Annotated in this window: 16 protein-coding genes; 7 read left to right on the top strand and 9 right to left on the bottom strand. The window is 43.1% G+C overall.

The window, feature by feature from the left end; genetic code table 11:
* Positions 1 to 24: 24 nt before the first annotated feature.
* The 3 genes from OCW38_RS18760 (at position 25) to phaC (ending at position 3,617) form a co-directional block, all read left to right on the top strand.
* Positions 25 to 1,236, top strand: a complete 1,212-nt coding sequence (locus tag OCW38_RS18760; protein ID WP_065612468.1) for an acetyl-CoA C-acetyltransferase — start codon at positions 25 to 27, stop codon at positions 1,234 to 1,236.
* A 131-nt stretch (positions 1,237 to 1,367) separates the two neighbouring features.
* The gene (locus OCW38_RS18755) at positions 1,368 to 1,715 is read left to right on the top strand and encodes a phasin family protein (protein ID WP_017632947.1); all 348 of its coding nucleotides are present in this window, start codon (positions 1,368 to 1,370) and stop codon (positions 1,713 to 1,715) included.
* A 75-nt stretch (positions 1,716 to 1,790) separates the two neighbouring features.
* Positions 1,791 to 3,617 carry a class I poly(R)-hydroxyalkanoic acid synthase gene (gene phaC, locus OCW38_RS18750; RefSeq protein WP_065612464.1) on the top strand — a complete coding sequence of 609 codons (1,827 nt, stop codon included), beginning with the start codon at positions 1,791 to 1,793 and terminating at the stop codon, positions 3,615 to 3,617.
* A 127-nt stretch (positions 3,618 to 3,744) separates the two neighbouring features.
* Here phaC and OCW38_RS18745 read toward each other — a convergent pair whose 3' ends face one another.
* The 6 genes from OCW38_RS18745 to napF all read right to left on the bottom strand — a co-directional run bounded on the left by OCW38_RS18745 (position 3,745) and on the right by napF (position 8,385).
* Entirely contained in the window at positions 3,745 to 3,882 is a 138-nt protein-coding gene (locus OCW38_RS18745) for a TIGR02808 family protein (RefSeq protein WP_010430103.1), read from the bottom strand.
* A gap of 11 nt (positions 3,883 to 3,893) precedes the next feature.
* The gene (locus OCW38_RS18740) at positions 3,894 to 4,475 is read right to left on the bottom strand and encodes a NapC/NirT family cytochrome c (RefSeq protein ID WP_170964248.1); all 582 of its coding nucleotides are present in this window, start codon (positions 4,473 to 4,475) and stop codon (positions 3,894 to 3,896) included.
* Positions 4,476 to 4,504: 29 nt separating this feature from the next.
* A complete protein-coding gene (locus OCW38_RS18735) occupies positions 4,505 to 4,966 on the bottom strand; it encodes a nitrate reductase cytochrome c-type subunit (RefSeq protein WP_017062614.1) in 462 nt (153 codons plus the stop codon).
* A 124-nt stretch (positions 4,967 to 5,090) separates the two neighbouring features.
* Entirely contained in the window at positions 5,091 to 7,580 is a 2,490-nt protein-coding gene (gene napA / locus OCW38_RS18730; protein WP_065612463.1) for a periplasmic nitrate reductase subunit alpha, read from the bottom strand.
* Positions 7,577 to 7,882, bottom strand: coding sequence for a chaperone NapD (locus OCW38_RS18725; RefSeq protein WP_010430075.1), 306 nt, complete (start codon positions 7,880 to 7,882; stop codon positions 7,577 to 7,579). Before OCW38_RS18725 ends, napA begins: the two co-directional genes overlap by 4 nt.
* 23 nt (positions 7,883 to 7,905) lie before the next feature.
* Positions 7,906 to 8,385 carry a ferredoxin-type protein NapF gene (gene napF, locus OCW38_RS18720; protein WP_010430072.1) on the bottom strand — a complete coding sequence of 160 codons (480 nt, stop codon included), beginning with the start codon at positions 8,383 to 8,385 and terminating at the stop codon, positions 7,906 to 7,908.
* Positions 8,386 to 8,638: 253 nt separating this feature from the next.
* Here napF and narQ point away from each other — a divergent pair, with 253 nt between their 5' ends.
* Positions 8,639 to 10,369, top strand: a complete 1,731-nt coding sequence (narQ, locus tag OCW38_RS18715; RefSeq protein ID WP_010430070.1) for a nitrate/nitrite two-component system sensor histidine kinase NarQ — start codon at positions 8,639 to 8,641, stop codon at positions 10,367 to 10,369.
* A complete protein-coding gene (locus OCW38_RS18710) occupies positions 10,356 to 10,988 on the top strand; it encodes a response regulator (RefSeq protein ID WP_010430067.1) in 633 nt (210 codons plus the stop codon). The genes narQ and OCW38_RS18710 overlap by 14 nt, the downstream gene beginning before the upstream one ends.
* 208 nt (positions 10,989 to 11,196) lie before the next feature.
* Here the strand turns inward: OCW38_RS18710 and dcuC are convergent, their stop codons facing one another.
* The 3 genes from dcuC to OCW38_RS18695 form a co-directional block, all read right to left on the bottom strand.
* Positions 11,197 to 12,564 carry an anaerobic C4-dicarboxylate transporter DcuC gene (gene dcuC / locus OCW38_RS18705; RefSeq protein WP_016788598.1) on the bottom strand — a complete coding sequence of 456 codons (1,368 nt, stop codon included), beginning with the start codon at positions 12,562 to 12,564 and terminating at the stop codon, positions 11,197 to 11,199.
* Between the two features lie 466 nt (positions 12,565 to 13,030).
* Positions 13,031 to 13,537 carry a hypothetical protein gene (locus tag OCW38_RS18700; RefSeq protein ID WP_010430060.1) on the bottom strand — a complete coding sequence of 169 codons (507 nt, stop codon included), beginning with the start codon at positions 13,535 to 13,537 and terminating at the stop codon, positions 13,031 to 13,033.
* On the bottom strand, positions 13,530 to 14,225 hold the full coding sequence (locus OCW38_RS18695; protein ID WP_010430057.1) for a winged helix-turn-helix domain-containing protein: 696 nt from the start codon (positions 14,223 to 14,225) through the stop codon (positions 13,530 to 13,532). Before OCW38_RS18695 ends, OCW38_RS18700 begins: the two co-directional genes overlap by 8 nt.
* 356 nt (positions 14,226 to 14,581) lie before the next feature.
* Between OCW38_RS18695 and OCW38_RS18690 the strand changes: the two genes are divergently transcribed.
* Entirely contained in the window at positions 14,582 to 16,831 is a 2,250-nt protein-coding gene (locus OCW38_RS18690) for a lipase (protein WP_261896474.1), read from the top strand.
* The gene (locus OCW38_RS18685) at positions 16,821 to 18,014 is read left to right on the top strand and encodes an outer membrane protein transport protein (RefSeq protein ID WP_065612461.1); all 1,194 of its coding nucleotides are present in this window, start codon (positions 16,821 to 16,823) and stop codon (positions 18,012 to 18,014) included. The genes OCW38_RS18690 and OCW38_RS18685 overlap by 11 nt, the downstream gene beginning before the upstream one ends.
* Positions 18,015 to 18,107 lie beyond the last annotated feature (93 nt).

Genomic DNA, 18,107 nt, shown 5'->3' with positions numbered 1-18,107 from the left:
TGGATGAACTGAGGAGATGAAATGATGGAAAAAGTATTCATTGTTGCAGCAAAGCGTACACCCATAGGCTCGTTCACAGGGGCGCTAAAAAACGTATCTGCGGGTGAGTTGGCCGGGGTGGTGATTAAAGGTGCACTTGAGGCGACGGACCTTCCGTTAGATGCGATTGATGAAGTGATAGTTGGTAACGTGATTTCGGCAGGTCAAGGTATGGGGGTTGCGCGCCAGGCTTCCATCTATGCAGGGCTTCCCGAAGAAACACCAGCATATGGCGTCAACATGATCTGCGGCAGTGGTATGAAATCTGTAATGGATGCGGCGGCGCACATTAGGGCGCAAGACGCAGAGATTGTTGTTGCTGCAGGTGTTGAAGTGATGTCTCAAATTCCTTTTGTTGTGCCAGCTAGCATTCGTAACGGGAATAAAATGGGTGATATCTCGGTGAAAGATCTGTTGGTTGGCGATGGCCTAACCGACGCGTTTAATCACTACCATATGGGCATGACGGCTGAAAACATCGCCAATACTTTGAACATTTCACGCCTTGCTCAAGATAACTACGCATTAGAAAGCCAACAGAAAGCAGTATCAGCAATAGAAGCGGGAAAATTTGATCAGCAAATCGTGCCTGTAGGAGTCAAACAACGCAGACAAACCGTCACCTTTGATACTGACGAGTACCCCAAGTCAGATGCAACATTTGAAGGTTTGCAAAAGCTGCGCCCAGCTTTTGACCGTGAAGGAACGGTAACCGCAGGTAATGCATCAGGCATTAATGATGGTGCGAGTGCGATTATCTTAGCGTCTGAATCTGCAGTCGCGAAATATGGCCTGACACCACTAGTAGAACTAGGCAGCTACGCACAATCTGGATTAGACCCAAAAATCATGGGATTAGGTCCGGTTGAAGCTGTTTCAAAAGCGCTAGACAAAGCGGATTTGACGCTCGAAGAAGTCGACCTTTTTGAATTAAATGAAGCTTTTGCTGCACAAGCTCTTGGTGTGATGTATCAGCTTTCAGAGCAACACGATTTACCGCTAGAAGCCTTCAAACCTAAGGTGAATGTCAATGGTGGCGCAATCGCGCTTGGCCATCCTTTAGGTGCGTCAGGCAATCGAATTATTGTTTCACTCATCCATGAAATGCTTGAACAGAAAATGACTTATGGCGTTGCTTCACTCTGTGTGGGTGGAGGAATGGGAACCGCTGTTTTGCTAAAAGGTATTGAAGGTTAGAGCCTGATATATCGGTAGCAAGCTTAAAATATCGGATCAGCTTTTCAAAGCATCGTAAGTTAATCGATGAGCGTTGGCTGAAACGATAGTGACACAAATTTATTAAACTATGTATTCATCAGGAGTTACTTATGTACACGGATATTTTCAAAACAATTACTGACCAAACTGAAAAGCAATTTGAACCGTACTTAAAGTTCAACAAGTTGGTTGCAAAGAACGTCCAAACGATGACTGAACTGCAAATGAATGCAATGCAGACTTACACGGACATGGGTCTTGCGCAAATGAAAGCAGTGACTGAAATCAAAGACGTGACTAGCCTAACGGCTTTCAACAGCCAGCAACTAGCAGCGCTAACTCAATTGTCTCAACAGATGATGACTGATAGCTCAAAAATGCAAGCTGCTGCAAAAGAGTTCAAAGAAGATGTTGAAACACTAACAACTGAAAACTTGAAAACAGTTACACCTGCATAAATTTAATCGCCATCGAGTTAGCGCAGTGTTTGCTGTGAGGCTCGGTGGCGATTTTCCGATTATTGGAGTCATGTTATGTTTCAACACTTCTTTTCGGACTACCTTGTTAAACTTCAACAAACGAACCAGCAATGGTGGGAAAGCTTTGAACAAAACAAGGAAGCCGCGCAATCTCCCCTAAACCAAGCGATGCAAGAATTGAACTTTGAGGATGCATCAAAAATCTTCGAGCAAGCCGCCAACCAACCCGCCGTTCTACTTCAGTTACAATCTCAATGGTGGGAACAGCAACTTAAGATCTGGCAGAGTGCCGCGCTGATGGGCAACACCGAGAGTCTTATCTCAGAAGACCGCAGCGACAAGCGCTTTATTGATGAAGCGTGGAAAAACGACCCGTTCTACAGCTTTATCAAACAATCCTATTTGTTATTCAGTAAAAGCTATATCGACACCATCAACTCGATCGAGGGTATTGACGAAAAAACCAAAGAGAGAGTGGCGTTCTTTTCTCGTCAGGCAATCAATGCACTTTCTCCAAGCAATTTTATTGCAACGAATCCAGAGTTGATGAAACTGACGCTTGAGCGAAATGGTGAAAACCTTCTCGATGGGTTAGAGCAGTTACAAGCGGACGTTGAAGCAAGCGCCGATATACTCAAGATCCGCATGACCAACAATAACGCTTTCCGATTGGGTGTGGATGTGGCGAACACCGAAGGTGATGTTGTTTTTCAAAACGAGCTGTTTGAGCTGATTCAGTACCATCCAAAGACACCGCAGGTTAACGCGACGCCTTTGTTGATCGTTCCGCCGTTCATCAATAAGTACTACATTCTTGATCTTCGTGAGAAGAACTCGATGGCGCGCTGGTTACTTGAGCAAGGGCATAGCGTATTCATGATGTCTTGGCGCAACCCAGGTGAAGCGCAGAAAGACACTGAGTTTGGTGACTATGTCACGGAAGGTGTGGTTAAAGCCGTTACCGCGATTGAAGACATCACAGGTAAAGAGCAAATCAATGCAGCCGGTTACTGTATTGGCGGTACGGTGTTGGCTTCGACGGTGGCTTATTACGCTGCGAAACGAATGAAAAAGCGCATCAAAACAGCGACCTTCTTTACCACCTTGTTGGATTTCTCGCAGCCGGGAGAGGTTGGCGCGTATATCAACGAAACGATCATTAACGCGATTGAGAAACAGAACGACGCCAAAGGCTATATGGATGGTCGCTCATTGAGTGTGACGTTCAGTTTGCTTCGTGAAAACAGCTTGTACTGGAACTACTACATTGATAACTACCTCAAAGGCAGCAGCCCGATGGAGTTTGATCTTCTGTACTGGAACAGTGACAGCACAAACGTAGCAGCTAAGTGTCATAACTTCTTGCTGCGAGAGCTTTATCTTGAAAACAAACTGGTTCAAGACAAAGGTGTGAAAGTGGGCGGTGTTTGGATTGATCTCAATAAGATAAAAATACCAAGCTACTTCATTTCAGCCAAAGAAGATCATATCGCGCTTTGGCAGGGAACGTACCGTGGTGCTTTAAATACCGGTGGCAACAAGACGTTCGTGCTTGGCGAATCTGGTCATATTGCGGGTATTGTTAACCATCCAGATAAGAATAAGTACGGGTTCTGGCTGAATGACAACTTAGACGACTCGGCGGACGAGTGGCTAACTAATGCTACTCATAATGAAGGTTCTTGGTGGACACACTGGAATCAGTGGTTACAAGGTTTTGAAACTGAAGAAAAAATCGAACCTTTCAATCAAGGCTCAGAGCTTCACCCTGTGATTGGCAAGGCGCCGGGCAACTATGTAAAACAGGTGCTGCCGATTGTGGATAAAGAGCGGGTGGATAAAGAGACTGCAGAGACAGAAGCGCCAGAAAAAGAAGCTTAGGGCGTTAAGTCACATTCAATAATAGAAATATACAACGTCAGATAATAAAAAAGCCACTGAAATCAGTGGCTTTTTCGTATCAACTCATATCAGAAATAGCTAGAAGAAGTTGATGTAATCTCGATTGTTAATCGATTTCTTTGTCTTTACCCATAGATAAAATCCAAAGAGATACGGCTGCAACACCTGCGAAGCCGCCAAGAATGATAACTGGCATAGCGCTGTAACCTAGGATGTGCCAAATTACGCTTTCTAAAGTACTCATTCAATCGCTCCTTATTGCCAGCCTTCAACGCCGTGCATATCTGGTAGTTTGTGTGCAATACCTTTGTGACAGTCTACACACGTTTTCTCACCAGAAGCTAACGCTGTCGAGTGTTGTTTCGCACTACGAGGGCTTTGCTCTGAGAAGTCCATGTAATCGAATTGGTGGCAGTTACGACACTCAAGTGAATCGTTCTTTTTCAATCGAGCCCATTCGCGCTCTGCTAAGTGATGACGACGCTCTTTGAATTTCTCAGGCGTATCAATCGTCTTAGAAATAAAGTGCGCATATAGCTCTTTTGATGCTTGAACTTTACGAACAATTTTATCAGTCCACTCATGCGGTACGTGACAGTCTGAACAGATTGCACGAACGCCTGAACGGTTAGAGTAGTGAATCGTCTCTTGGATCTCTTCAACAATAGGTGCGTGACAGCCAGAACAGAACTCTTCCGTGTTGGTTGCCTCCATACCCGTGTTGAATGCACCCCAGAACAAAAGACCACCCGAGAAACCCAAGAACAAAACAACGCCTACAGCTGCTTTACTTGGTGTCGCGAGTCTTTTCCAAAACGCTTTAAGTAATTTTATCATGTATAGCCTCTCTTACAGTCCGGCTACGATTAACGCAGTGAATCTACAGGTTTGAACTCGTTCTCTACTAGTGGCTTAGCATTAGCTTGAGGTACGTGACACTGTAGACAGAAGTAACGACGAGGTGATACGTCTGCAAGTACCGCATCTTCACGGTTCATGTAGTGAGTTACACTCACTTTAGTAGCACCCATTTCTTTTGCGTTTTTCCAGCTGTGGCAAGAAAGACACTTGTTAGCGTTAAGAGAAACTTCATAGCTACGAATAGTATGAGGCACTAGAGGTGGTTGGTATACATAGTCACTCTCAAGTACTTGGTCACGAGGGAACTTTTTGAAGTCATCTGCTGCTCGAGTTGCTTCTAGTTCACTTGCACCACGTAGAGATTCTACGCCACCAATGCCGCCTGGGTTATCCAGTTCAGCTTCAGCTTGAACTGCACCAGCTAGCAAAAGACCAGCTGATAGTAGGGCAGTAATCAGTTTTTTCATGGTTAATTTCTCCGCCTAAAGGCTAATTCTTTGAGTGGACTACTTCCTTCAAAAAGTAACGAAAAAAGTAGTCGCAATATTAAATACGTTAGATCTTGTATCTAGGTTCGAAAGCGCTTAGCTCTTAAGAAACCTTAGTGATCTTAACTGGACACTTCTTATAATCCGTCTGTTTAGACAGAGGATCCGTTGCATCCAAGATCAACTTGTTGATCAGAATTCTTGCATCAAAGAATGGTACGAATACCAAGCCTTGTGGTGGACGGTTACGACCACGAGTTTCAACCCGAACGCGTACTTCACCACGTTTGTTTTCGATAAGAACTTCATCACCACGGCGAAGGCCACGAGCTTTAGCATCAGCAGGGTGGATGTAACAAAGTGCATCAGGTACTGCTTTGTAAAGTTCTGGTACACGACGAGTCATAGTGCCTGTGTGCCAGTGCTCAAGAACACGACCTGTACATAGCCACATATCGTATTCATCGTTTGGTACTTCAGGTGGCGCTTCGTATGGCGCATTGATGATCAGCGCTTTACCATCTGGCTTACCGTAGAAGTCCCAATCAGAGCCTTTCTTAGCGTATGGATCCGAACCTTCTTTAAAGCGCCATAGTGTCTCTTTACCGTCAACAACAGGCCAACGTAGACCACGAACTTGGTGGTAGCGATCGTATGGTGCTAAATCGTGACCGTGGCCGCGACCAAAGGCTGCGTATTCTTCGAATAGACCTTTTTGAACGTAGAAACCTTGAGCTTGTGCATCGTCGTTAAGCTCTTGCGCTTCAGACAGTGGGAAGGCATCAACGTTGCCGTTTTTGTAAAGCACGTCGTACATGGTTTTGCCACGGTACTCAGGCATTTTCGCAACCAGTTCTTCACCCCAAACTTCTTCAATAGTGAAGCGCTTAGAGAATTCCATGATTTGCCATAGGTCAGACTTAGCTTCACCTACGGTTTTCACTTGTTGGTACCATGCTTGTGTACGACGCTCTGCGTTACCGTAAGCACCTTCTTTCTCAATCCACATTGCTGTTGGAAGGATAAGGTCAGCCGCTTGAGCTGTTGCCGTTGGATACGGGTCAGAACATACAATGAAGTTATCTGGGTTACGGTAACCTGGCAGACGTTCAGTGTTGATGTTTGGACCCGCTTGCATGTTGTTGTTACACATTACCCAGTAAGCGTTGATCTTACCGTCTTTAAGCATACGGTCTTGAACAACAGCGTGAGCACCTGGTTTAGCAGGGATAGTGCCTTCTGGAAGTTTCCAGATGTCTTCTGCAATCTTACGGTGTTTAGGGTTAGCAACAACCATATCTGCCGGTAGACGGTGAGAGAACGTACCAACTTCACGAGCTGTACCACACGCAGATGGTTGGCCAGTTAGTGAGAATGGGCTGTTACCTGGAGTAGAAATCTTACCTGTAAGAAGGTGGATGTTGTACACAAGGCTGTTCATCCATACGCCACGAGTATGTTGGTTCATACCCATAGTCCAAAGTGACATTACTTTGATGTTTGGATCGGCGTATTGCTTAGCCAACTTGATAAGGTCCTCTTGAGATACGCCTGACATTTCAGATGCTTTCTCAACGGTGTATTCAGCAACAGAAGCTTTGTAGTCTTCGAAAGAGATCGCAGTCATTTCACCTGAGTTAGGGTTTGCTGCTGCTTTTTGTAGTGGATCATCGTCACGCAGACCGTAGCCGATGTCTGTCGTTGCTTGCTTGAAGTTCGTGTGCTTGTTCACGAAGTCCCAGTTAACTGCATCGTTTTGAATGATGTAGTTAGCAATGAAGTTAGCAATAGCAAGATCTGATTGAGGTTCGAAGATGTAACCTGTGTCTGCAAGCTCGAAAGAACGGTGGTAGTAAGTAGACAGTACGTTTACTTTAACGTGTGGGTGGCTTAGACGGCGGTCTGTAATACGAGTCCATAGTACTGGGTGCATTTCTGCCATGTTTGAACCCCACAGTACAAATGCGTCTGCGTGTTCAAAGTCATCATAACAACCCATTGGCTCATCAATACCGAAAGTACGCATGAATGCACCAACCGCTGAAGCCATACAGTGACGAGCGTTTGGATCGATGTTGTTTGAACGGAAACCCGCTTTCATCATCTTAACGGCTGCGTAGCCTTCCATTACTGTCCATTGACCTGAACCGAACATACCAACACCCGTAGGGCCGTTCTTTTTCAGAGAAGCTTTCCATTTCTCAGCCATTACGTCGAACGCTTTGTCCCAAGATACTGGTGTGAAATCACCATCCTTATGGAATTCACCGTCTTTCATACGTAGAAGAGGAGTTTCAAGACGATCTTTACCGTACATGATTTTTGAAAGGAAGTAGCCTTTAATACAGTTAAGGCCTTTGTTTACAGGTGCTTCTGGGTCGCCTTGAGTTGCGACTACTTTGCCGTTTTGAGTACCTACTAGTACTGAACAGCCTGTACCACAAAAACGACAAGGCGCTTTATCCCACGTGATTTTTGTTTGATCAGAGCTAGCAATCAGATTGGTTGCTGTTGCTGGTAGTGTTACACCTGCAACGGCTGCCGCTGATGCAGCTGCGTTTGCTTTCACAAACGCGCGTCTTGTCATTTTCATACTTCACCCTCAAGTTGAGAATTATTGCTTCCAGTTTCTAAATCCGTTTCGTCGAGTTCAGTTTCGATTTGGTGGTAAACCAAAGCTGTCCCTAAAACGTTCTTAATGTTATTTATTGCTTCGATGGTATCCGTTACAAAACCTTGGTTTTCGGTTTCTAGGACCACGATGATCTTGCCTTCAGGGCTGTCTCCGAAAATCTCGGCGTTGTCAAATTGTTCGATTTCAGCTTTGATCTCGTTTAGGTGCTCTGGGCTCACATGCACGACTAAACTTGATATATGCACTTCATTTAGTGCCATAAATTGCTCTCGTTATTTTTGTTTTATGCATTACTCACAAGGATAGCTGAAGTAGGGCAAACTGCTACGCAAGCTCCACAACCGTTACACTCATTTAACTCGATTTTTGGTAGAGCAACACTGCCTGCTCTAAGTTGAAATTGAATGGCCATAGGTTCACACATGTCACCACAGCTTCGGCATTCAACATTTTGTTGGGCTAAGCATTTATCAGAGATATTTGCTTTAGCCAGCCAAGGCGTCTCTTCCTTGGGCTTGAAAATGGGTTCAGGACAAACGTCAGCACACTGATAACAAAACGTGCATTCGTCTTTAGAAAAGTCGACAGTAGGAAAACCACCGTCGCCAACAATGATGATGTGACTCTCGCAACTTTCGATGCATTTACCACAACGTGTACAATCATCTGCGAAGCTTTCTAGGCTTTTTATCCAAGGCAAACGAATCTGGCTTGAATCTACTTTTCGCCTAGAAAATAGGCGGCGTTTCGATAGGTCTACCACTGATTGCCTGCTAATGTTGCTAAGATGTTGTAATTGTAGATCATTGTTTTGTTAATATCTTGTCATTTATCCTCACAAGTAGTGTAGTTTTAGAAATATTTGTATAAATACCCCTTAAGGGCTAAATGGGATCCTATATTGTCTTAGATCAATAAATTACGAAGCGTTTGGTCACATATTGAATGGAGCTCTGTTTTTTGATGTGTGACAATAGGTTTCCGCTAGCCACTAATCTTTACCTAGGACATTGCTTTTGCTTATTAAACCGGTTTCATCTGTAACAAGTACAATAGCGAAATCTCTGCTATTTATATTGCTTCTTTCGGTTGCTACTACAGGTTTTGCAATCTTCACATTGGCGTCTAGTCTCAACGATGCAGAAGCAGTCAACGTGGCAGGCTCTATGCGTATGCAGAGCTACCGTTTAGCGCATGATATTCAAATAGAATCAGTTGATTACGATTCTCACATTCATGAATTTGAAAAATCTTTGTATTCGCCTTCAATGGCTGAATTGGTTAGCTGGGATGTACCAACAGACATAACGGAAGACTATTATTTAATTATTGGTCGTTGGCATGAGCTTAAGCGGGTATTGAATAGTGAAGACAGAAAACATTATTTAGTTTTAGTTGAAAATTTTGTTGCCGAAATTGATGGCTTTGTTTACAAGTTACAAGAGTACTCAGAATACAAATTGATAAAATTGGCGTGGGCTGGGGGAATCGGTCTAGGTGGCATTCTGGTCATATCTCTTTTTGTTGTTCATTTTGTTCGTAAACAAGTTGTTAAACCTTTACACGCGTTGGTTCGAGCAAGTCAGAGAATCAAAAACCGAGACTTTGAGGTTCAGTTAAACATTACGAGTAACAACGAACTGGGTATTTTGACCAAAACCTTTAACTCTATGGCCAAGGATTTAGGTGCTCTTTATCGAAATCTTGAGGATGTTGTTGACGCGAAAACAATAGAACTGCAAAACGCTAACCAATCGTTGCAGGCGCTTTATAATTCTTCACAAGAGTTGACCGTTACGCGTATCGCCCCAGAAAATTTTAGAGCGATTTTGCAGCACCTAGTTAGCCTTGAGGGCATTGAATCATTGAGGCTAGAGATTGTTGATAATTCAGGTCGCTCATTGGTCATGGACGAGGGATATGACTCGACTCAAGACTATGAAAAGTTCGAAATGAAGCTTGATGATAACGAACTTATTCTCGGTTATCTCTATTGCTCGTATCATCATGGGCATTCTACTAAGGCATTGATTGAGAGCTTTATTCAACTGTTATCGAGAGCTATCTATTATAATCGAGCTCAAAAGAAAGCTGAGCAACTGATTATTATGGAAGAACGGGCGACGATCGCTCGTGAGCTACACGATTCCTTGGCTCAATCATTATCGTATTTAAAGATCCAAGTGACGCTATTGAAGCGTGTTATTGGAAAACTACCCGAACAAAAGCACCGCGAGCAGTCTGAACAAATAGCGTCAGAGATCGGTAATGGTATTGCAGGTGCTTATACTCAATTAAGAGAGTTGCTCACTACGTTCAGGTTAACGATAAAAGAGGGTAACTTTGGAGATGCTTTGAGTACCATGCTTGAACAACTCAGTGAAAGAACGGATGCGAAGATTAACCTAAACAATAATCTTTCATCCATTGAACTTGATGCTCATAGTCAGGTTCATTTGCTTCAGTTGATTCGTGAAGCAACAATAAACGCCATAAAACACGCCAATGCTGACTTGATAGATGTATGCTGTATCGATGAGGACGGTGAAGTGTTAGTCGTGATTAAAGATAATGGAGACGGCTTTGACTCAAGTAGTTCCAAAATGAACCACTATGGGATGAGCATTATGCAGGAGCGTGCGGCAAGACTGAATGGCGACTTATCGATTGAAGCAGCTCAAGGTGAAGGCTGTACAGTCATATTGAAATATAAAAGTTTGAAGGAAGTTAAAGTTGACGATTTGTAAAGTAATGCTGGTTGATGATCATCCATTGATGCGCAGAGGTATAAGCCAATTACTGAGCTTTGAAGACGAATTCGAAGTGATTGCAGAAGCGAGCAACGGCACTGAAGCAGTTGCTCTTGCTCATGAAGAAGAACCTGATTTGATCCTTCTTGATCTTAATATGAAGGGCATGTCAGGGTTAGATACCTTGAAAGCACTTCGTACTGATGGCTCTAGCGCTAACATTGTCATTCTAACAGTATCAGATAGCCCCGCAGACATCGAAGCTATCGTAAAAGCGGGCGCTGATGGTTACTTATTGAAAGACACTGAACCAGATGAACTCATTGAATTGCTTAAGCAAGCGCATAGTGGTGATAAAGCCTACAGCAGTGTTGTATCTCGCTACTTAAATGATGCTGAGAGCCGTAACGACATCTTCGACCAACTAACTGAGCGTGAAATGCAGATCCTTCAAGAAGTTGCGAAAGGTTATCGTAACAAGCAGATCGCAGACCATCTGTTTATTTCTGAATCGACAGTTAAGGTACATATGAAGAGCCTTCTTAAAAAGCTGCAAGTGCCTTCTCGTACTGCCGCGACGGTTCTGTATCTAGAACGTTATGGTGAAATGAAGTAGGGCTTATTCTTTTGAAGTAAAACTATTTCAAGCCGTATTGTTTATTTCAAATGTAGGATCAAATAACATGAGCTTATTACGATAATCTCTCACGATACTTCGAATGATATTGAACTGTGACATTAAAAAAGGCGCTGAACTTACTAAGTTCAGCGCCTTTTTATTAGGGCATTTTATATCCAAATAATCATGTCTGTTTTACTGACAATTAAGCTGCCATTGGTACTAGAACAAGCGTACCGAAGATCACCGTGATAAGACCACAGATTACTGGTACTGAAGTACGTTTAACGACTTCAAACGGGCTGATTTTACCCATGCCAGAAGTCGCTACAATTACACCCGAAACAGGAGAAATTGTACGGCCTAAGTTAGACGCTTGAAGCATTGGGATGATTAGGAACGCAGGGTTCAAGCCCATTTTCGCAGCAAGTGACGGAGCCAGTTCTACGAATGCATAGAATGGCGCGTTACCAGAACCTGTCGCGATAGCAGCAGCAACTGTTAGACCAGTCAGGATAAGCATTAATGCGATACCGCCAGCGCCAGCTGATTCAGCAAGGCCGATTAGGTTATCAATTGCACCGATAGACATTAGGCCCTGAGCAAATACACCCGCCGCAACCAACAGCATTACTACGCCTTTAAATGCTTCGGCCATACCTTGGTAGCAAGAATCTAGGTCTTCTAGTGTTTTTTCGCCGTCAAACTTCTTCACAACGTAATCGATAACAGCGCCCACGAAAATTGAACCTACTACGATGGTGTAGATATCAAGTGAAAGGCCCGGAATGGTACGACCGTTGAATAGAAATACTCCAAAAATAGGTAAGAATGGAAGAGCAGCATAAAAAGCCGGCGCATTCGTTTCAATTTCTGAAACGTCTACTTTTTCCATTGGCGTGTTTTCTTTCTTATCTAGGTACTTGTTCCAGAAGAAAGCGGCACCAGCCATCACAATGATTGCACATATTGAAACAGGCAGTACCGTTTGAACAGCAAACACATCAAGAGACATACCTGATTTTTCTGCTGCGATAACCACATCACCCGACGTTGGTGAAAGAATGATTGCTGCAGGTGATGCACAAACCGCCACCGCTGCTGGACGAGAAATACCCATTGCCGTCATCATTGGGAATAGGGTCGCCATCAATAGCACGCCAAGGCCTGTTGCAGAACTTACTGCTAGAGACATTAGACACGCTACGATGTAAGCCGCAACAAGAAGTACGTATGGAGATTTGATAGCAGCAAGCGGTTTAGAGAATTGTTTTACTACCACATTGTTTGCGCCGATATGCGTCATGTAAGAAGCAAAGCCACAAAGAAGCATGATTTGCATGCCTAGGCCGCCTCCACGGTACTGAAGCATGTACTTAACGAATTCTAGTGAGTCGGTAACCATGTTACCTGTTGAAGCGACCTTAGCGGGTAAGACTGTGTGACCTATAAGGCCAGTAATAAGAAGTAGGGCAAGGCCAGCTGTCAGTAATACACCTGCCGCTTTATAGCCTTTCACAATAAAGTAACCAACAGCGATAGTAATCACTAATCCGATCAAGAGCTCTAACATAGAAATCTCCACAAAGTTTAAAAAAATATAAGAAAGTGTTTCAGAATATGACAATGAATGTACAGAAAACTGCACTGTGGCACGAGGCATAGTTGAGGTTGATATGATCTAAGACAAACATTTTCTTTGATGTTAATTGTGGTTGTAAATCATGAACAACTACTGTTGTTTAGATGTTAATAAACAAATTATCTATCTCAATAGAATATAACTTGGATCACCTTTATAGTGAGGAGTTGTATACAAAGGTGTGGATTTATAAATCTATGACTTTTGGAGCCTAACGTGCAGAACTAAAAAGAAGTGTGTATTTTTACATGATATCGGATTAATTTATGAACTGATGCCTACTGGGAATGGAAAGTTAAGTAGGCTTCAGCGAGAGTTGAATTGATGTGGAAATGCATAGCTCCTAACGTATTGGCTTAAGTACAGCTACTGACCGAAATAGTTGATAGTTAAACGATTAGTTAATGTTCAATTCAGGATCTGCATTCGAGTAAGTGGGCAGGTCGGCGCATATCACTTTTTTACAGAAGTGAATCATTCCGCGCTGAGTGACCAATAATAATTCATCATTATTTAGTGGGATATAAGCCATGGCATCTGAAGAAAGCACTGCACCTTCACTGATCATCACCTTTTCGTAAAATGTGAGCTCTCTATTTGGTATGATTTGTTCATGTTGAGTCTCGTCTAAAGAAATGTCGTGTTGGGTTACCACGTAAGTACCTGACGACGCAAAGCCAGCTTCTTTCGTAGAGACATATAACAATTCATAGCTGTTATTCTTCTTAAACTCGATATTAACGGCAGCTTGATTATAAATGACTTTTTCTTGTGGGTTGACCACCGAGGCTGTGTTGGATAAATAATGACCTTTAAGATAACTTTGAGGAATAAAGGTTGTCATCCATCCGGCCATAATACCGATTATGGCGATTGCAACGAAGATCTGTTTTTCTTTATTCACAAGTCACTCCTTTAAATTCACTTGGGAAGCTCAGAGATTTTCCTGAATTATCGATGATGATTTTTCTTCCCTTATATTCGTAAAGCGTCACGTTGAATAATTCATTAAAAGTGAACTCGTCGGATTCGATTTTACAAGAGATAAAATGTTGACCCACGAGATCTTCGCCTAGGCTATTTCTATCTAAATAAGAAAACAGATAATGGGATAAACCTGCAGTCACTACAAATAATACAATCAGTGCTAGTACACTAATTGTTTTTTTCTTAGCCGCGGTTGGTGATCTTTCTGGCGCTGTGTTGTCTTCAGGTTGTTTCGTTTCTTGTATTGGTTGCGATTGAATTATACGCAGCGCGCGTTCTTTGTCTTGTGTCACTTGTCCTGCAAATCGGTAGCCTTTACCGCGCTCAGTGACGATGATTATCCCCCTTTTATCTTCTAACGCTTTTCGGCAAATCGAGATGGTTTGCATTAGGCTGCCATCTTCAACGTAGATACCTTTAGACACCCACACTTGTTCAATAAGAACTTGGCGCGTGATCACCTCATTGGGTCTCGAGATAAAAAACTTAAGTAGCTCTGATTCGTTAGAACCTATTGGGTACGTACGACCTGTCTTAAAGTGATGGATTTCACTCTCTTCTAAATTGACCTGTATATCATCATTGATAATAAATTCAGCAGACATCTGGGTTCTCATTGTTATAAGCGTTCTCACTTAAATATAACAAATACCACTATAAATATAAACTCACTCACTTTGTCTTATTTTATGTTTAAATAATTGAATTTGTTTGATTATCCCTCTTTTTATATTCCCTTATAAACCTTTTTGAGGTTGTTTAATGTGGTTTCAGGTGCTTGCCGCCAGTCGCTATTAGATCATTAACGGGTGACGCTGATTTAGTGGGTGTGGGTTAACTGCTCAAATTTCTTACGTAGTTTTATCAACGTGTCATTCCAACTCTGTGTTGCCTTGCTCTCTACGAATAAAAGTCGAGCTTACCTCCGACTCAATCGGCAATTCAAATAACGATAAATCGCATGACCACACCAGTTAAATGCGAAAGCTACGAAGGAGCTGTTTTGAAAGATTTCAATAAGCCGTATATATGTGGACTAATTACGCTTGCCTTACTCGGCTGTCAGTCTGAAGACTCGGCTCAAGATGCCGTATTGATATTAGTTCCCTACAACATTAATGAATTACCAAAACCGAACGATGGTTATGGGTATGACGAGGATGGAACAATATCCGGTGTCGGTGAAGACGTTGTCGTAATGTCATCGACTAACGACGCGTATTATCAGGACTACAACAACTCATACGCAGCCCTAGACGGTTGGGGACTTTGTGCAGAACCGATTTTGATTCCTCTAAAAAGTGTTAATTCTGATAAACGTTATCCACTCAGTAACGAAACCTTAGCCGGGAATGTTGTATTAATTGATGACCTAACAGGCGAAGAAGTTGTCACTCAAATATCCGCTGATGGTTCCAATATTAAAATTCAATGTGAATCAGGCTTAGCTGAGAGTCGTACTTATTCGATTGTAGTAACGGATGGGGTAAAAACTGAATTTAATGAGCCTTTAAAAGCAGATGCTAGCTTTGATGATTTGATTTATTCAGAAGTTCCATTAAATAACGAAAAAGAAGAAGTGCTTCAAGAGCAAGTATTGAGCGCTATTGATTCATATTATGCGTTATATCCAGATAAGGGTATTCCTGTATATGCCGCGCAATTTAAAACTCAGAGTACTTATTCCCCTCTGGATGTAATGAGAAATAATCACGTTAATTTCCATACTAAATTTTTAGATGGCGTTGAAAAGGTTCGCGAGTTTAATAGTGACTACAGCCAATACTCTAAGAAGTTAAGAATACCGTCTTATCTGCCTTTTACTCAAGAAAGAGAATCTGAGTGCACCATCGATGAGTTTGATCCTAAAGAAAACTGCCCTCCATTATACGAATGGATTACCAATACTGAAGGTGGTTTCCCGACCGCTGCAATGCCAGAACCAAAGGTAATAGAATTTCTTGAAATAACGGCTGATATCTATGTTCCAAATGACTGGGACTGGAGTAAAGGTGAACAATTACCGACCGCGATCTTTATTCACGGCGTTACTGCGGAACGCGGTACTGCCTCTTTGATGGCTGCGGAATATACAAAAAAAGGTTACGCCGTTGTTGCTATCGATATGCCATATCACGGGGAACGAATACGCTATGACAACACTGATACTGACCCTAATGATGACGAAGAAACAGGAGTAGAAATTAGTGCTCGAGCAAACAAGGCGTTCTTTATTAATATTGATTCCCCTTTGGCACTTCGTTCTAACCTCCAGCAGTCTGTTTCTGACTTTCTGGGTCTTCGTTATGCGCTAAGCCAAGAAGATTGGGTGAAAAGAGATGATGTCCACTTAATTGGGCAATCGTTGGGAGGAATCATGTCGGTGATGGTAAGTGAATTCAGTCAAGCGTCTCGAGCACTTACGGCTAACTCAGACTTTACTTTCAACACTGTAAATTTTGTTGTTCCGGGACAGGGGCTAACTAACTTGGTTCTGTCCTCTCAAACCTTAGGCCCTGAAATGTCAGAAGGGGTTAAGAAATCCCCAGATGTTCAGCGCGGCATTGCTGAAACGGTGATACCAGATACATGTACAACAGAAGCAACGAATCAGCAGTGCATTGAAGCGCTTCGTGATTTTGTCGCACTTTCAACAGATAACGCGCTGCTTGTTAGTCAGCTAGAGGATGACATCTTCGATTTGGTTGTGACAGACCTTAAACAAGGGGTCCAAGCAACAATTGATAGTGCTGACCCTGCGAGCTTTATCTCTCGCCAAGTCGCTGCTGAGCAACCAACTCTTTTGTTAGCTGCCGTTGGAGATTGCGGGGAGACTTGTGACGTTGGTGTTGATTATGTCCCAGATAGCGTAATTCCCAATACCGCGCCAGGTAACATTCGTACTGGTACTGAACCACTGATTACTGCGCTTGGCTTAGACCCAATAACAGGCACATCAGAAAATATTAATGAAAAGCGTGGAGCAGTACGAACCACAACCGGCGGGCATGGTACGTATCTGTTCCCCTATGAAGGTCCCGTTGATGAAAATGGCTTACCGGGCACACCAGGTGAAAACATGTCAGACGTTCGTGAAGCGGTGGACACTCAACAAATTGCCGTTGCTTCTATGGTAATGAGTGGCGGTGCAGTAGTCGTCATTAATAACGAAGATCACATCGAAACCGAGGTGCCTCAAGATGAAGAATAAATTCTTACTGGGCACTGCCGCTGCTCTTGTCCCTTGCCTGACTAATGCGGCTGGCTTTCAACTTAACGCGCAGTCTGCAACCGGGTTAGGCCGTGCATTCGCCGGTGATGCAGTGATGGCAGATAGCGCGGCAATTGTTGCTAAAAACAGCGCTGCGATGGCTTACATCGAGCAACCAACACTCTCTGTCGGCGCTATCTATATCGATAGTGGTATTGATGTGTCTAGCGTTAGCTACACACCAATGATTGGTGATACTGAAATGTTAGATGACCAATCATTAGACGCAGGGACATTAGTTCCGAACATTCATTATGTACATCCAATCGAAGACTCTAAGTTCACTCTGGGGGCGACGGTGCACTCTAATTTTGGTACCGACGTAGAATTTGATAACTCGTTCGAAGCGGATGAGTTTGGAGGAAAAACGGCGCTTTCCAGTATCAATGTGGGTTTCGCTGTGGCTTACGAGTTGTCTAAAAAAATCAACTTAGGCGCGGGTATTGATGTTATCTACGGTGAAGGTGAAATTCACCGTAAGAACCTACTCGATGTTGATGCCGATGGCTTTGGTTTAGGTGCCAATGTGGGTGCAACGTACCAAGTTAATGAACGCAATAAATTTGGTATTACCTACCGTTATAGTCCAGATATCGAAGTGGAAGGTGACATCACGAAAGGAGGCGTAGCGGCTGACAAAATGAATGTTCCGTTACCAGACACATTAGAGTTTTCCGGTTGGCACCAGCTCAACGAACAGTGGGCTTTTCACTACAGCCTGCAGTGGGTGAACTGGTCTGAATTTGACTCGCTAACATCTGACTCTTATGACGACTCAATTAAAGAGTATCAATGGAAAGATGCAGGGCATATTTCTGTCGGTGGTACGTACACCATGTCGAAAGACATCGTTCTACGAGCGGGTTATATGTACGACATTTCCCCAACTGATGAACTTACATCGTTATCAATTCCTGATGTTAACCGTCATTGGCTCACGGTCGGAGGGACATATAACTTCACGGCTGCCAGTTCTGTGGATATTGGTGTCGGATTTATCATCGGAGAATCACAAGATATTGACGAAAGCCTGACGATGATCCCAGGAACGAGTTCCAATATAACTGCTGATGTAACTGCCGATGCTCTCTTACTCGGTGTTCAGTATCAGCATCGTTTTTAACTTTTACTTTGGAGTTCAGAACGTAAAAATTTAGGAATCATATAAAAATTGCAGGGCTCGACAGTGAGTTGAGCCCTTTTCTCATTATTAGCT

Origin of the sequence: Vibrio cyclitrophicus (assembly GCF_024347435.1) — a bacterium.
Classification (GTDB): Bacteria; Pseudomonadota; Gammaproteobacteria; order Enterobacterales; family Vibrionaceae; genus Vibrio; species Vibrio cyclitrophicus.
Note: the sequence above shows the minus strand (reverse complement) of the source record. Positions and strands in the feature narration are given on the sequence as shown.

Coding starts and splice junctions, on each gene's coding strand:
- OCW38_RS18760 (WP_065612468.1), top strand. CDS start 25: ATGGAAAAAGTATTCATTGTTGCAGCAAAGCGTACACCCATAGGCTCG.
- OCW38_RS18755 (WP_017632947.1), top strand. CDS start 1,368: ATGTACACGGATATTTTCAAAACAATTACTGACCAAACTGAAAAGCAA.
- phaC (WP_065612464.1), top strand. CDS start 1,791: ATGTTTCAACACTTCTTTTCGGACTACCTTGTTAAACTTCAACAAACG.
- OCW38_RS18745 (WP_010430103.1), bottom strand. CDS start 3,882: ATGAGTACTTTAGAAAGCGTAATTTGGCACATCCTAGGTTACAGCGCT.
- OCW38_RS18740 (WP_170964248.1), bottom strand. CDS start 4,475: ATGATAAAATTACTTAAAGCGTTTTGGAAAAGACTCGCGACACCAAGT.
- OCW38_RS18735 (WP_017062614.1), bottom strand. CDS start 4,966: ATGAAAAAACTGATTACTGCCCTACTATCAGCTGGTCTTTTGCTAGCT.
- napA (WP_065612463.1), bottom strand. CDS start 7,580: ATGAAAATGACAAGACGCGCGTTTGTGAAAGCAAACGCAGCTGCATCA.
- OCW38_RS18725 (WP_010430075.1), bottom strand. CDS start 7,882: ATGGCACTAAATGAAGTGCATATATCAAGTTTAGTCGTGCATGTGAGC.
- dcuC (WP_016788598.1), bottom strand. CDS start 12,564: ATGTTAGAGCTCTTGATCGGATTAGTGATTACTATCGCTGTTGGTTAC.
- OCW38_RS18695 (WP_010430057.1), bottom strand. CDS start 14,225: ATGTCTGCTGAATTTATTATCAATGATGATATACAGGTCAATTTAGAA.
- OCW38_RS18690 (WP_261896474.1), top strand. CDS start 14,582: ATGACCACACCAGTTAAATGCGAAAGCTACGAAGGAGCTGTTTTGAAA.
- OCW38_RS18685 (WP_065612461.1), top strand. CDS start 16,821: ATGAAGAATAAATTCTTACTGGGCACTGCCGCTGCTCTTGTCCCTTGC.